Genomic DNA, 12,612 nt, shown 5'->3' with positions numbered 1-12,612 from the left:
ACGTGGCGCGGTTTTATCAACCAAGGACAGGAACCGTGATGAAAATTAACGCAGTGAATAAAAATTCCTTCCTTTTCAAAAATGAATGCCGCTTGGCATCCGTTTCTCTTGCTGTCCATCTCAATACCAATAATAAAAATTAGTCACCGTGACCTTATTATTTATCATTTGATAATAACGAAAATAATTGGCGTTCTTTCTTAATTATTTCCTTATAGAGATAATTTTTATTTATATGCGTTTTTTGGATATAAATATTTTTAGTGAGCGTTGTCTACCCAGGAGACGATTAGACCGCGGCTATGTGCGGTACATGCAATACCTCGCTTGCATGAAGGGATTTAGGATTCTGATCATCCCGATCAGACTTATGGAGAAGAAAAGATGGCTTTACGAGATGAAGATAAGGATACCGCTGAATCGGCATTGCATGCAGCGGGTACGGGATATAGTGATGTGTACGACTTGTATAATTACCACTCCCGTGGCGATGGACAGCTTAATGGCAAACCCTCGTTCACAAGCGATCTGGCAGCCAAGGAAATCGTCCGCGACGGCCTGACCTGGAATGGCACGAATGTATTCGGTAAATCCGCTAATTTGACCTATTCGTTCTTACAGGACGTGAAGTCTATCCCTTCTGGCGATCAGGGCTTTGTGAAATTCAGCGCAGCCCAGGAACAACAAGCCAAACTGTCTCTGCAATCGTGGTCAGATGTCGCTAATATCACGTTTACTCAGGTTAGCGCTACTCAAAAAGCCACCATCACGTTTGGTAACTACACCCGTGATTCAAGTGGCCGACTGGACTACGATACTCAGGCTTATGCTTATATGCCGGGTAACCACTCGGCAGCGGGCAGCGCCTGGTTTAACTACAACGCCGACACGGTGCGTAATCCGGCGACGGAATACGGCAAGCAGACGCTGACGCATGAAATCGGTCATGCGCTGGGCCTGAATCACCCGGGTTCTTACAATGCCGGCGAAGGCAACCCGACCTACCGCGATGTAACCTACGCGGAAGATACACGCCAGTTCAGCCTGATGAGCTACTGGAGTGAGCAAAACACTGGGGGCGATTTCCAGGGGCACTATGCTGCGGGTCCGCTGATTGATGACATCACGGCAATCCAATATCTGTACGGTGCAAACATGAACACGCGTACCGGTGATACGGTATACGGCTTCAACTCCAATACCGGCCGTGATTTCTATACCACCACCAGCAATAGCCAAAAACTGATTTTCTCCGTTTGGGATGCAGGTGGTAACGATACGTTTGATTTCTCTGGTTACAGAAACGATCAGCGTATCAACCTGAATGAAGGCGGATTCTCTGATGTTGGCGGCCTGAAAGGTAACGTCTCTATCGCTCACGGCGTCACGATCGAAAACGCCATTGGCGGCTCCGGCAATGATATTATTATCGGCAATGACGCGAATAATATTCTGAACGGTGGTGCTGGCGATGACGTCATTTACGGCGGCGGCGGTGCTGATACGCTGACGGGCGGTGCGGGCAAAGATATTTTTGTCTATGCCAGCGCGAGCGATTCTTCCTATAAGAACGGCTATGACACCATCACTGATTTCCAACGCGGTATCGACAAAATCGATCTGTCAGCGTTGAATCAAAAAGGTGATTTGCAGTTCGTCAATTCATTCACCGGACTGGGTAATGAAGCATTGCTTAACTGGAATGCCGATAGCAATACCACCGATCTGTGGCTGAATTTTGCCGGTCAGACCACGCCAGACTTTGTTGTACATATTGTTGGTCAGCCTTCTGCGGCAACCGATTTTATCGTGTGATGTAGCAAGGACGGGGTAACCCCCGTCCTTTTCTGTTATCGACTTGGGGCCACTATGAAAAAGTTAATCATCGCGGCGTTGTTAAGTGCAATAAGCGGAGGATGTATGGCGAGTAGTTTGAAGTTGCCTTCAGCAAGTGAGCTAAGCGGCGTATGGCAATTGCGTGGCGGAGAACAGCAGTGTGAGGTCGTGCTGCACAATACGCCGTTAGTGGATAACACCTGGCGTCTTGAGGGTGATGCGCCGTGCTTAAAAGCGCTGCTGCCGGATGTGCCTGCTGGATGGCGGCCGACGCCGGACGGTATCACGTTGACGAAAGAACAGGGCCAGTCCGTGGCGTTCTTTAGCAAGGAAAAAGAGGGCTATACGCTGATATTGCCTGATGGCAGTGCACGTACGTTGCATAAACAGCCCTGACAGGAGAGGCAAACGCAGTGAGTCAACTAGCAAATAAGGAACGTTCGTTGTTGAGTATACTGCGTCCTTTCCGGCGCAGCTTTTGGAGCATTGGGATTTTCAGCGCCATCGTTAATCTACTGATGCTGTCGCCTTCGATTTATATGCTTCAGGTTTACGATCGCGTACTGGCTTCGGGGAATGGTACCACGTTGCTGATGCTCACCCTGCTGATTGCCGGTCTGGGGATATTCATGGCGGCACTCGAATGGGTGCGAAGTCTGGTGGTCGTAAGGCTCGGCACCCGAATCGATCTACAACTGAATCAACAGGTTTTCAACGCCGCATTTGAGCGCAATCTGGAAGCTGGCGAGGCCAAAGCCGGTCAGGCGCTGAACGATCTCACGCTATTGCGGCAGTTTATTACGGGCAACTCATTGTTTGCCTTCTTCGATATTCCCTGGTTTCCCTTCTTTTTATTAGTGCTGTTCCTGATCCATCCGGTTCTCGGCCTATTGGCGCTGGGAGGAACGGTGGTGCTGGTGCTGTTGGCATGGCTGAATCAGTATCTCACCACGTCGCCTTTGGAAGAGGCAAACCATGAAGCGCTACAGGCGACCCATCTTGCGGATACGCAGCTGCGTAATGCAGAAGTCATTGAATCGATGGGGATGCTGCCTAATTTGCGTCGCCGTTGGCTGGGGCAACACTACCGTTTTATTACGCTGCAAAATCTGGCGAGCGAACGGGCCGCAGTTGTCGGAGCCGCATCAAAACATGCGCGCATTTTTCTGCAATCGCTGATGCTCGGCGTGGGGGCCATGCTAGCGATTAAGGGCGAAATCACACCGGGGATGATGATTGCGGGATCAATTCTTGTCGGGCGCGTGTTGAGCCCTATCGATCAGTTTATCGGTATTTGGAAGCCGCTGAGCAGCGCGCGGCAGGCCTGGTATCGGCTCAGCCGTATCATGACGGCTTATCCGCCCAAAGCGGAGGCGATGGCGCTGCCTGCGCCAGTTGGCCAGCTTAGCGTCGAGAATGTGTTATTGCAGACGCCGCAAGGGGCATCAAGATTGCAGGATATCCATTTCTCGCTTCAGGCAGGCGAAACGTTGGCGATTCTGGGCGCATCGGGTTCAGGTAAATCGACGCTGGCACGTCTGCTGGTTGCGACGCAAACCCCGACGCGTGGCAAGGTTCGACTGGATGGGGCCGATCTCAGTCAGGTAGATAAAACGGCGTTTGGCCCGGCAATGGGCTATCTGCCACAGGATGTGCAGCTCTTTAAAGGCACGCTGGCGGAGAATATTTCCCGCTTTGGCGAGCATGACGCGGAAAAGATTGTCGCAGCGGCGAAGCTGGCTGGCGTCCACGAAATGATTCTTAGCCAACCGCAGGGATATGACACGCCGCTTGGCGCTGACGGCAACGGGCTGTCGGGCGGGCAACGGCAGCGTATCGCTCTGGCGCGTGCGGTGTATGGCGATCCCTGCCTGCTGGTACTCGATGAGCCAAATTCCAGCCTCGATAACGAAGGCGAAATGGCGCTGGCGCAGGCGATCTCGCATCTTCAGAAGCGGGGAGCGACGGTGATACTGATTACGCATCGTCCCGCCTTAACCACGCTGGCGCATAAAATTCTGGTGCTCAATCAGGGTAAGCAACAGCGCTTTGGGCCAGCGCGCGACATTCTGAACGAATTGCAGCCGCGTCGTGCCGCCAATCAAGCACAAATGACACCTGCTGCCGCTGTCCAGCCGTAACAGGGAATGACGAATACAGGGAAAGACATGTCCGCATCAGAAATAAGCGAAGAGAGTATGAACCAGACGGCGCGGCGCGATGAAAAACGTGCCGTGCGTCTGGGGTGGTTGCTGGTGCTCGCCGGGTTCGGCGGTTTTCTCCTGTGGGCACTGTTTGCACCGCTGGACAAGGGCGTCATGGTGAATGGCAGCGTTGTGATTTCTGGCAACCGCAAGGTTGTGCAGCACAATCAGGGCGGCATCGTCGATAAAATCCAGGTGAAAGATGGCGACAGGGTCGAGGCCGGTCAAATTCTGCTAACGCTGAATGAGGTTGATGCGCGTTCGGTGAGTGAAGGGCTGGATGGTCAGTATTTACAGCTGGTCGCGCGTGAAGGTCGGCTGCTTGCCGAGCAGCAGCGGTTGAGTGACATGGTGATGACGCCTCGCCTGCAACCGCTAGCGGAAAAACCGGAGATGCGCGTAATTACGGCATTACAGCGTGATTTACTGCACAGCCGTCAGCAGTCGCTCAAACTTGAAGCTGAAGGAATGCGTTCAAGTATCGCGGGTATGGAGGCGTCGCTCAGCGCTCAGCGTCAGGTGATGTCCAGTAAGCAGAAACAGCGGGAGACGCTGGAACAACAGCTGCAAGGGCTGCGCTCACTGGCAGCGGAAAACTATGTCCCGCGCAACAAAATGCTGGAGAACGAGCGTCTGCTGGCGCAGCTTAACGGCGATATCGCACAGTTGGCGGGGGATATCAACCGTACCCGTCGTGATATTGAACAACAAACGCTGCTGATCGCCCAGCGCCAGCAGGAGTACGACAAAGAAGTGAACAGCGAGCTGGCGGACGTGCGGGCGCTGCTGAGCGATGTGGGTAGTAAGAAGGAAAAAGCCGATTTCAATCTGGCGAATATTCAGATGCGCGCACCTGTTTCTGGCACGGTGGTCGGGCTGAAAGTGTTTACGGAAGGCGGAGTGATTGCGCCGGGGCAAACGCTTTTGGAGATTGTGCCGGACGATCAGCCTCTCTTTGTGGATGCGCGTCTGCCCGTTGAACTAGTGGATAAGGTGTGGCCGGGGTTATCCGTCGAGCTTCAGTTCGTCGCGTTTAACCAGAGCACGACGCCGCGCGTTGCGGGAACGGTCGAGCTGCTGTCCGCCGACCGCCTGCTGGATGAGCGAGACGGTTCACCTTATTACAGCCTGCGTGTTCAGGTGGATGAGGCTGGGAAACGTGCGCTGGAGGGGCTGGAAGTCAAGCCCGGCATGCCGGTACAAGGGTTTGTTCGTACCGGAGAGCGGTCGTTCGTCAATTATCTCTTTAAGCCTTTAATGGATCGCCTGCATCTGGCATTAACGGAAGAATAATCATGCAAAGGATCGCGATAATCGTGCTGTTTGGGCTGCTTTCTTCGGGCGCCAACGCATTAGGGCTGCTTGATGCTTGGGAATTGTCGCTGCGTAACGACGCCCAGTTTCGCGCTGCGGGGTTTGAGCATGCGGCAGGTCAGGAAGAGGAGACGATCGGGCGTGCCAATCTGCTTCCCAATCTCCAGTATGGCTATAACGCTAACCGCAGCCATTCCAAAGTCACCCAAACGGATAGCTTCACGGGCAACACGCTAAAACGCGATTACGACAGCTACACGTCAACGCTATCGCTGCGCCAGCCGCTGCTGGACTATGCAGCCTGGGCGCGTTATCAGCAGGGTGTTGCCCGCACGCTGATGGCCGATCAGCGTTTTCGCGATCGCAGTCAGGATTTGATGGTGCGGTTATATCAAGCCTGGAGCAATGCGCTGCTGGCACAGGAAAAGCTGCAATTGCTGGATGCGCAGCAGCGGGCGTATCAGGAACAGCTGGCGCTGAACAAACGCCTGCTGCTGGCGGGCGAAGGCACGCTAACGGATGTGCGGGAAACGGAGGCGCGTTTTACGCTGATCGAAGCGCAACGTATTGAGCAGCAGGATAATCTGGATGCTGCGATCACCGATCTGGAAAATATGACGGGGACGGCGCTGGATATCACGACGCTGTATCCCATGATGCTCACTCAACTGCCGTCTGCGGAATCAGGTAAGCAGACGCTGGCGCAGTGGCGCGATCTTGCCGTGCAGCACAATGCCAAACTGGCGACGCAGCGCGAAGGGCTGGCAGTTAGCCGCTATGAAATCGAACGCAGCCGCGCCGGGCATTTGCCCACGCTGTCGCTGGTCGCATCGTCGCGTAATAGCCGTTCGGAAAGTGAATACAACTACAACCAGAAATACGACACGCAGAGCGTCGGTTTGCAGCTGAATGTCCCGCTTTACGCTGGTGGCTCTGTCTCGGCATCCATGCGGCAGGCGGCGGCGGAATATCAGCAAAGCCAGGCGGAGCTGGACGATCAAACCAAGAAAACGCTGGCGGAATTGAAAAAGTACTACAACCTGTACAATAACGGGTCGGCGAAAATTAAGGCTTGGCAAATGACGGCCTCGTCGGCGCAAGAAGCGGTCAACGCCACGCGGCTGAGTGTTGCAGGTGGGGAACGTATCAATCTGGATATTTTGCTGGCCGAACAGGATTGGTATAACGCCCGACGAGAGCTGGCAGAGGCGAAATACAGCTGGCTTCAGGCATGGCTGTTACTGCGCTATACCGCGGGTACGCTGAACGAGAAAGATATTCTGGAACTGGCGGCCTGGTTTCAGCCTGCAACAACGTCACTAGCCAATAACAAGACCATTCGCCAATAACAAGACTATCAAAACTAAAACAGATGATAAAAATCATATACGGATAATCGGCTATGATTTTTATCAGCAGAGAAGTCTACGCACGTGTAACGTGAAGTATGAAAAGTAGAAATGGGTGACGAATATGAAGTGCATGACGAATAGAAATGGTTCGATTTTGTGTGATATTACGCCTCAGTAATACTTAAACTCCTTTAAAATCATAAAATCCCGGCATTTTGCATAATGGCCTCCATTCTTATCAGGAGGCTTTATCGTGAAAAAAATCAAAAAACCGCGTCTTACCGGCTGGATTGTGACATCTGCTTTGCTCTTTGCTGTTATCGGGCTGATTTCACCGCAACAGCTTCCCGTCACCGTCTATAAGCTCTCGCTTATCTCACTCGCTGCGGTATTAGGTTATTGGCTGGATCGCTCGCTGTTTCCTAAAGCGCGCCCTGGTTTGTTCCTCGAACAAGGTGATGAACCTGTACCGCGTGGACGTTTCCCGGTTCGGGACGGCCACCACACCGTATTTGCTGCCTCGATGTTACGACGTGCGCTGATTGTGTCAGCCGTTTGCATCGGCGTAGCGATGGGGTTGTGATATGCGACACCTTCTCATCACGCTGCTTGTTAGCCCGATGCTTTTTAGCGCGACGGTCTGCGCCGACACGATCCCTCGTGCTGCGCAGGCGTACCGCAGTGATGTGATCCGCAGTGCACGGTTGGATTGGGGCATGAATGCCCCGATTGCTGACTTTGCGGCGCAGTTGCATCAAGAAAGCGGCTGGAATCCTCGGGCCGTTTCACCCGTCGGTGCGCAGGGGCTGGCGCAGTTTATGCCGACCACCGCCGACTGGTTTAGCGGTATCGTCCCTGAACTTCGCGCCAATCAACCGTTTAATCCGGCCTGGGCTATCCGCGCTTTGACGGGCTACGATCGCTGGCTGTGGACGCGTATCAGCGCCAGAAATGACTGCGAACGTATGGCCATGACCTTGTCGTCCTACAATGGCGGGCTTGGCTGGTTACAGCGTGATAAGCAACGCGCGAAGATCGCCGAGAAGGACATACTCCGCTGGTTTGGTCATGTGGAAACCGTCAATGCCGGACGCAGTACCGCCAACTGGCGTGAAAATCGCCATTATCCCGACCGCATTTTGCATCAGCTGGCGCCACGGTATTTGAGCTGGGGGAGGGCGAGCTGTGTGGAATAGTCTGTTTCTCAATAGCCTGAAATCCTTTCTTTCGCCACGCGTGGTCGCCGTCCTGCTTGCTGTGGTGTCGCTACTCGCGGTCTATCTGACCGGCCGTCATCAGGGTTATCAACTGGCGCAGGCACTGGGGGATGCCGAGCTGGCGAAACAGCAGGCGGCATTCAACTTGCTACAGCAGCAGCAGGCCGAAACCCAAAATCAGCTATTACGTGCGGCGGCTGAGCAATACCAGCAACAGGTAGAGCGTGGGAATCAACTCGAACAGCGCTATGTCGCAGCGCGTCAAAAACTGGCGGCGGATAACGCCGCTCTGCAACGGAAAATCGACCATGTTACTCAGCAATACATTGACGAAAAAGGCAAAGTTCAGCCTGTGCAGTGCGTGTTTACTCGTGGCTTCGTGCAGCACTACAACGCCGCTTTCGGTCTGTCCGCCGATGGTGCCTCAGACATTACCGCCGCTGCCCGCCGCACTGGCGCAGCGTCCGGTCTCGGCACAACCGCTGACGCCGAATTACAGCCTTCAGGCGTCTCCCAGCGCGATATTCTCGCCAACATCAGCGACAACGGAGAGCGCTATCAGGCGTTGAGTGCGCAGGTTAACGCGCTGCTGGATTACATCGAAGCGCTACAACAGGCAGGGGAGGTAACACGTGAAAATTGAAGTGGAATTCTGGTCGCTGGTCGGCCTGCTATTGTCGTTTATGAGTTTCCTGTTTGCTGCCGGACGGATTCTGCTCACTCAGATTGAAAAGCGGCTGAACGAGCGTTTTGCCGCCCTGGAAAATGCACGCCAGAAGAGCGAGCAAGGCTGGACGCGTCTGGAGCGCGAGTTTCTGGAATTTCGTGCTGACTTACCGCTGATCTACGTGCGACGTGAGGATTACATTCGTGGTCAGACGGTAATCGAAGCCAAGCTGGATGCACTTTATAATAAGCTGGAGCTAGTGCAGCAGCGGTATTCGGGAGGCAATCATGGCTGATACGCAGCGTATCCGACAGGAATCGATGCGTTGGCACTTGCTTATCGCATTAAACAAAACGCGGCCTTACACCGCGAATGAAATGTTCCTGCTAGCGCTGATGCAGCGGCTGTATGCCGATGCTTCAGAGCCGGAGCTGCGTCACGCACTGGATTATCTGGCCGATCGCAAGATGGCGGTATTGACCAAGGAGGTGGGCGGCGTCTGGCTGGCGAATCTTACCCGCCTTGGTGTGGATGTCGTGGAATACGCGGTTGACTGTATGGTTGGCATTGCCCGGCCAGAAAAATATTGGGATCGGTAATCCCATAGCATGAGTTTCTCTTCTGTCTTTGCACGTTATCAGTGTCGTCATATTACTTTGCGCCAGCACGATTGTGCTGGCGTTTTTTTTATCGAAATAATTTTTATTTTTCAGTATCTTATCCGTATTTCTTCAAATAAATCACTTCGCTGTTTTTTCTAAAACAGATTAAAAGCCGCAGCCAGTCATTATCCGGATACTAGCGCCATCAACACGATGTGCCACCAAAACAGTGCGCCATTAACACAGCGGGTGAACGGATATGAATGCCAGACCAATTATCGATGCGGTGATAGCCCGCCTCCAGCAGCACTTACCGGCACGGCGGATTGCGTCCTGCCCAGAAAACATTCTGCTCGGACCCGATCTCCTGACACCTGGCGATGTGCTGGTGGGGTATCGCGGTTCCGAATTTTCCGCACCGGAAGATGCGGACTCTCCGGTTCAGACGCAGCGACCACAGCTGATGGTTGCCGTGCTGCTGCCGGAGCTGGATGGCGAAGACGGCGTGCTGGCCACGCTCGATATCGTCCGTCAGGCGCTGGGAGGATACCGACTGCCTGACTGTCATCGCGGTATTCGGCTAGTACGCGACCGCTACGTTGGTTACACCGAAGGACGCTGGCATTACGCCATCGATTGCACCACAGAAACCCTTTTTATCGAAGACCGCGAGCAGACGGATGGTCCGCTGCTTACCACGGTTAATTATGAGGAGAAAGACGCATGAAATATCGCTACACCGGCCCCGCCAGCGGCGTCACGCTGGCAGATGGTCAGGAAATTCTGCTTTGGCCCGCTCAGGTGACTGAACTGCCGGCAGATCATGAGTACGTGAAAACGCTGATCGCGCTGGGCTATTTGCTGCCTGTCGCGGATCAGATTCTGGCTGATAGCGCAACGGAGGTGACCCTTGGCCGCTAATTATTTACATGGTGTAGAAACAATTGAAGTTGAAACCGGTGCTCGTCCGGTGAAAACCGTCAAATCTGCGGTGATTGGGCTGATTGGTACGGCGCCGCAAGGTGCGGTAAATGACATTACGCTGTGCTTGTCCGAAAAAGACGCAGCACAGTTTGGTAGCCAGTTCGGCGGCTATACCATCCCGCAGGCATTGGATGCAATTTACGATCATGGTGCGGGTACGGTTCTGGTCATTAACGTGCTGGATCCGGCGAAACACAAATCGTCTGTGAGCGCAGAAAAAGTCACCTTTGACAAAGCGACCAGTACGGCTCAACTGGCGAACCGTGTGGTTGCCAAGCTGGTGCTAACGGCGGCAGAAGGCGGTCAGCCGTTTGTCGAAGGTCAGGACTATACGCTGGATGCACAAACTGGCGTACTGAAAAATCTGGGTAAAAACATCGATGTTGCGGCTGTGGTCAGCGCGTCTTACGACTTTGCTGATGTTACGAAAGTGACCGCCGCTGACATCATCGGCAGCATCAACGCCGCGGGCAAACGCACCGGTATGAAGCTGCTGAACGATACCTACAACCTGTACGGTTTCTTTGCCAAGATTCTGATTTCGCCGATGTTCTGCACGCAAAATAGCGTAACGACCGAGCTGATTTCGCTGGCCGACAAACTGGGCGCGATTGCTTACATCGATGCGCCAATCGGTACCACCTTTGCGCAAGCGCTGAGCGGCCGTGGCCCGGAAGGCACGATCAATTTCAACACCAGCTCTGAACGCGCTCGTCTGTGCTATCCGCACGTAAAAGTGTACGACGCGGAAACCAACAGCGAACGTCTGGAGCCTTTGTCGGCGCGTGCCGCGGGTCTGCGTGCCAAAGTCGATCTGGAGAAAGGTTTCTGGTGGTCATCATCCAATCAGGAAATCAAAGGGATCACCGGCGTAGAGCGCCAGCTGTCCGCGATGATTGACGATCCGCAGAGCGAAGTGAACCTGCTGAACGAGCAGGGCATTAGCACCATTTTCAACAGCTACGGCTCCGGCCTGCGCCTGTGGGGCAATCGCACCGCGGCCTGGCCAACCGTGACGCATATGAAGAACTTTGAAAACGTGCGTCGTACTGGCGATGTGATTAACGAATCCATCCGCTACTTCAGCCAGCAATACATCGATATGCCGATCAATCAGGCGCTGATCGATGCGCTGGTGGAATCCGTCAACGCCTACGGTCGCAAGCTGATCGGTGACGGCGCGCTGCTGGGCTTCAAATGCTGGTTCGATGCCGCGCGTAACGAACAAACCGAACTGGCGGCAGGGCACCTGTTGCTTAACTACAAATTCACTCCGCCGCCGCCGCTTGAGCGTCTGACCTTTGAGACGGAGATCACCTCGGAATACCTGGTAACGCTGGAGGGCACTAACTGATGGCCGGGAAAATTGAAGTAAACCGTATTACCAACGCCAACATCTACATCAATGGCGCCAACCTGCTGGGGCGTGCGCAGGAAATCAAACTGCCGGATGTCTCTATGATCATGCAGGAGCACAAAGCGCTGGGTATGGTCGGCAAGATCGAACTGCCTGCGGGCTTCGACAAGCTGGAAGGCGAGATCAAGTGGAACTCCTTCTACCGCGAAGCGATGCTGGCGGCGGCGAACCCTTACCAGTCGCTGGCGCTGCAGTGTCGCTCCAGCGTGGAACGCTACGGCTCTCAGGGCCGTATCGAAGAAGTGCCGCTGGTGACGCACATGACCATCATGTTCAAAAAGAATCCGCTGGGCACGTTCAAACAGCACGAAAACCCGGATTTTAGCAGCGCGTTCAGCTGCACCTACATCAAGCAGGTGATGAACGGTGAAGACCTGCTGGAGCTGGATTACCTGTCCAACATCTTCATGGTGGGCGGCGTAGATCAACTGAACAGCTATCGTGCCAATATCGGCGGTTAATTTGGTATTCATTGGTTAAGTAAGGAAAGAAAGGGGCTTCGGCCCCTTTCTTATGCCCGCCCCTTTCGTTTTCTAATTCACTTTAAAATCGTTATTCCTCGCTGCACGCGATACTGCTCCCGACATTTACTAAGGAGCCGTTATGCACACTGAAACCTATTCTCTGCAATTCCCTTACACCACCTCTGCCGGTCAACGCGTGGAGTCCATTTCGCTCAAGCGTCTGAAAGTCAAAGACATCAAAGCGGTGAAAAAAATCAGCGATGACCCAAGCAACTGGGACGACGCGCTGCTGTCGCGCATGACCGGTCTGGTGCCGGAAGACATCGATGAGATGGACGCACAGGACTACATGGCGCTGCAAAAACGATTTCAGCAGCTACTTGGGTTGGATAACGCAGCCGGCGCTGCTGTGGAAAGCGCAGGCCCTGCTGGCGAGGTGGTTTCGCTTTCAGCCGAGTGAGATTGATGCGCTGGAACTGGACGACTTTGAACGCTGGCTGGATGAAGCCAGCGAACAGATAAAACGTGAGAACGGTGAGGAAGACTGATTACTGA

16 protein-coding genes are annotated in these 12,612 nt (G+C 53.9%); all 16 read left to right on the top strand.

Annotation, left to right across the window (positions count from 1 at the left end; genetic code table 11):
• Positions 1-384 precede the first annotated feature (384 nt).
• The 16 genes from QWJ20_RS02605 to QWJ20_RS02530 all read left to right on the top strand — a co-directional run bounded on the left by QWJ20_RS02605 (position 385) and on the right by QWJ20_RS02530 (position 12,605).
• Positions 385-1,815: a serralysin family metalloprotease gene (locus tag QWJ20_RS02605; RefSeq protein WP_433991762.1), complete on the top strand. Its 1,431-nt coding sequence runs from the start codon at positions 385-387 to the stop codon at positions 1,813-1,815.
• A gap of 105 nt (positions 1,816-1,920) precedes the next feature.
• Positions 1,921-2,232: a protease inhibitor Inh/omp19 family protein gene (locus tag QWJ20_RS02600; protein WP_095994264.1), complete on the top strand. Its 312-nt coding sequence runs from the start codon at positions 1,921-1,923 to the stop codon at positions 2,230-2,232.
• 17 nt (positions 2,233-2,249) lie between these two features.
• Positions 2,250-3,977: a type I secretion system permease/ATPase gene (locus QWJ20_RS02595; RefSeq protein WP_174865828.1), complete on the top strand. Its 1,728-nt coding sequence runs from the start codon at positions 2,250-2,252 to the stop codon at positions 3,975-3,977.
• A 27-nt stretch (positions 3,978-4,004) separates the two neighbouring features.
• A complete protein-coding gene (locus QWJ20_RS02590) occupies positions 4,005-5,333 on the top strand; it encodes an HlyD family type I secretion periplasmic adaptor subunit (protein ID WP_433991761.1) in 1,329 nt (442 codons plus the stop codon).
• A gap of 2 nt (positions 5,334-5,335) precedes the next feature.
• Positions 5,336-6,703 carry a TolC family outer membrane protein gene (locus QWJ20_RS02585; protein WP_433991760.1) on the top strand — a complete coding sequence of 456 codons (1,368 nt, stop codon included), beginning with the start codon at positions 5,336-5,338 and terminating at the stop codon, positions 6,701-6,703.
• Between the two features lie 256 nt (positions 6,704-6,959).
• The gene (locus QWJ20_RS02580; RefSeq protein ID WP_039273066.1) at positions 6,960-7,289 is read left to right on the top strand and encodes a putative holin; all 330 of its coding nucleotides are present in this window, start codon (positions 6,960-6,962) and stop codon (positions 7,287-7,289) included.
• Position 7,290: 1 nt separating this feature from the next.
• A complete protein-coding gene (locus QWJ20_RS02575; protein ID WP_433991759.1) occupies positions 7,291-7,902 on the top strand; it encodes a transglycosylase SLT domain-containing protein in 612 nt (203 codons plus the stop codon).
• A complete protein-coding gene (locus tag QWJ20_RS02570; RefSeq protein ID WP_433991758.1) occupies positions 7,892-8,566 on the top strand; it encodes a hypothetical protein in 675 nt (224 codons plus the stop codon). The genes QWJ20_RS02575 and QWJ20_RS02570 overlap by 11 nt, the downstream gene beginning before the upstream one ends.
• Positions 8,556-8,885: a hypothetical protein gene (locus tag QWJ20_RS02565; protein ID WP_010281034.1), complete on the top strand. Its 330-nt coding sequence runs from the start codon at positions 8,556-8,558 to the stop codon at positions 8,883-8,885. The genes QWJ20_RS02570 and QWJ20_RS02565 overlap by 11 nt, the downstream gene beginning before the upstream one ends.
• Entirely contained in the window at positions 8,878-9,189 is a 312-nt protein-coding gene (locus QWJ20_RS02560; protein WP_039532748.1) for a hypothetical protein, read from the top strand. The genes QWJ20_RS02565 and QWJ20_RS02560 overlap by 8 nt, the downstream gene beginning before the upstream one ends.
• Positions 9,190-9,451: 262 nt before the next feature.
• On the top strand, positions 9,452-9,919 hold the full coding sequence (locus QWJ20_RS02555; protein WP_219678316.1) for a Gp37 family protein: 468 nt from the start codon (positions 9,452-9,454) through the stop codon (positions 9,917-9,919).
• The gene (locus QWJ20_RS02550; RefSeq protein ID WP_039273081.1) at positions 9,916-10,113 is read left to right on the top strand and encodes a hypothetical protein; all 198 of its coding nucleotides are present in this window, start codon (positions 9,916-9,918) and stop codon (positions 10,111-10,113) included. The genes QWJ20_RS02555 and QWJ20_RS02550 overlap by 4 nt, the downstream gene beginning before the upstream one ends.
• The gene (locus QWJ20_RS02545) at positions 10,103-11,530 is read left to right on the top strand and encodes a phage tail sheath subtilisin-like domain-containing protein (RefSeq protein ID WP_039273083.1); all 1,428 of its coding nucleotides are present in this window, start codon (positions 10,103-10,105) and stop codon (positions 11,528-11,530) included. Before QWJ20_RS02550 ends, QWJ20_RS02545 begins: the two co-directional genes overlap by 11 nt.
• Positions 11,530-12,054, top strand: a complete 525-nt coding sequence (locus QWJ20_RS02540; RefSeq protein ID WP_039273085.1) for a phage major tail tube protein — start codon at positions 11,530-11,532, stop codon at positions 12,052-12,054. The genes QWJ20_RS02545 and QWJ20_RS02540 overlap by 1 nt, the downstream gene beginning before the upstream one ends.
• 142 nt (positions 12,055-12,196) lie before the next feature.
• Entirely contained in the window at positions 12,197-12,517 is a 321-nt protein-coding gene (locus tag QWJ20_RS02535) for a phage tail assembly protein (RefSeq protein ID WP_039287185.1), read from the top strand.
• Entirely contained in the window at positions 12,462-12,605 is a 144-nt protein-coding gene (locus QWJ20_RS02530; RefSeq protein WP_094431851.1) for a GpE family phage tail protein, read from the top strand. The genes QWJ20_RS02535 and QWJ20_RS02530 overlap by 56 nt, the downstream gene beginning before the upstream one ends.
• The last annotated feature ends 7 nt before the right edge of the window (positions 12,606-12,612 follow it).

Origin of the sequence: Pectobacterium sp. S5, from assembly GCF_051707265.1 — a bacterium.
Lineage (GTDB): Bacteria > Pseudomonadota > Gammaproteobacteria > Enterobacterales > Enterobacteriaceae > Pectobacterium > Pectobacterium polare.
Note: the sequence above shows the minus strand (reverse complement) of the source record. Positions and strands in the feature narration are given on the sequence as shown.

What these genes read in the sequence shown, in the direction of transcription:
- QWJ20_RS02605 (WP_433991762.1), top strand. Translation starts at nt 385, where the DNA reads ATGGCTTTACGAGATGAAGATAAGGATACCGCTGAATCGGCATTGCAT.
- QWJ20_RS02600 (WP_095994264.1), top strand. Translation starts at nt 1,921, where the DNA reads ATGGCGAGTAGTTTGAAGTTGCCTTCAGCAAGTGAGCTAAGCGGCGTA.
- QWJ20_RS02590 (WP_433991761.1), top strand. Translation starts at nt 4,005, where the DNA reads ATGTCCGCATCAGAAATAAGCGAAGAGAGTATGAACCAGACGGCGCGG.
- QWJ20_RS02585 (WP_433991760.1), top strand. Translation starts at nt 5,336, where the DNA reads ATGCAAAGGATCGCGATAATCGTGCTGTTTGGGCTGCTTTCTTCGGGC.
- QWJ20_RS02575 (WP_433991759.1), top strand. Translation starts at nt 7,291, where the DNA reads ATGCGACACCTTCTCATCACGCTGCTTGTTAGCCCGATGCTTTTTAGC.
- QWJ20_RS02560 (WP_039532748.1), top strand. Translation starts at nt 8,878, where the DNA reads ATGGCTGATACGCAGCGTATCCGACAGGAATCGATGCGTTGGCACTTG.
- QWJ20_RS02555 (WP_219678316.1), top strand. Translation starts at nt 9,452, where the DNA reads ATGAATGCCAGACCAATTATCGATGCGGTGATAGCCCGCCTCCAGCAG.
- QWJ20_RS02550 (WP_039273081.1), top strand. Translation starts at nt 9,916, where the DNA reads ATGAAATATCGCTACACCGGCCCCGCCAGCGGCGTCACGCTGGCAGAT.
- QWJ20_RS02540 (WP_039273085.1), top strand. Translation starts at nt 11,530, where the DNA reads ATGGCCGGGAAAATTGAAGTAAACCGTATTACCAACGCCAACATCTAC.
- QWJ20_RS02535 (WP_039287185.1), top strand. Translation starts at nt 12,197, where the DNA reads ATGCACACTGAAACCTATTCTCTGCAATTCCCTTACACCACCTCTGCC.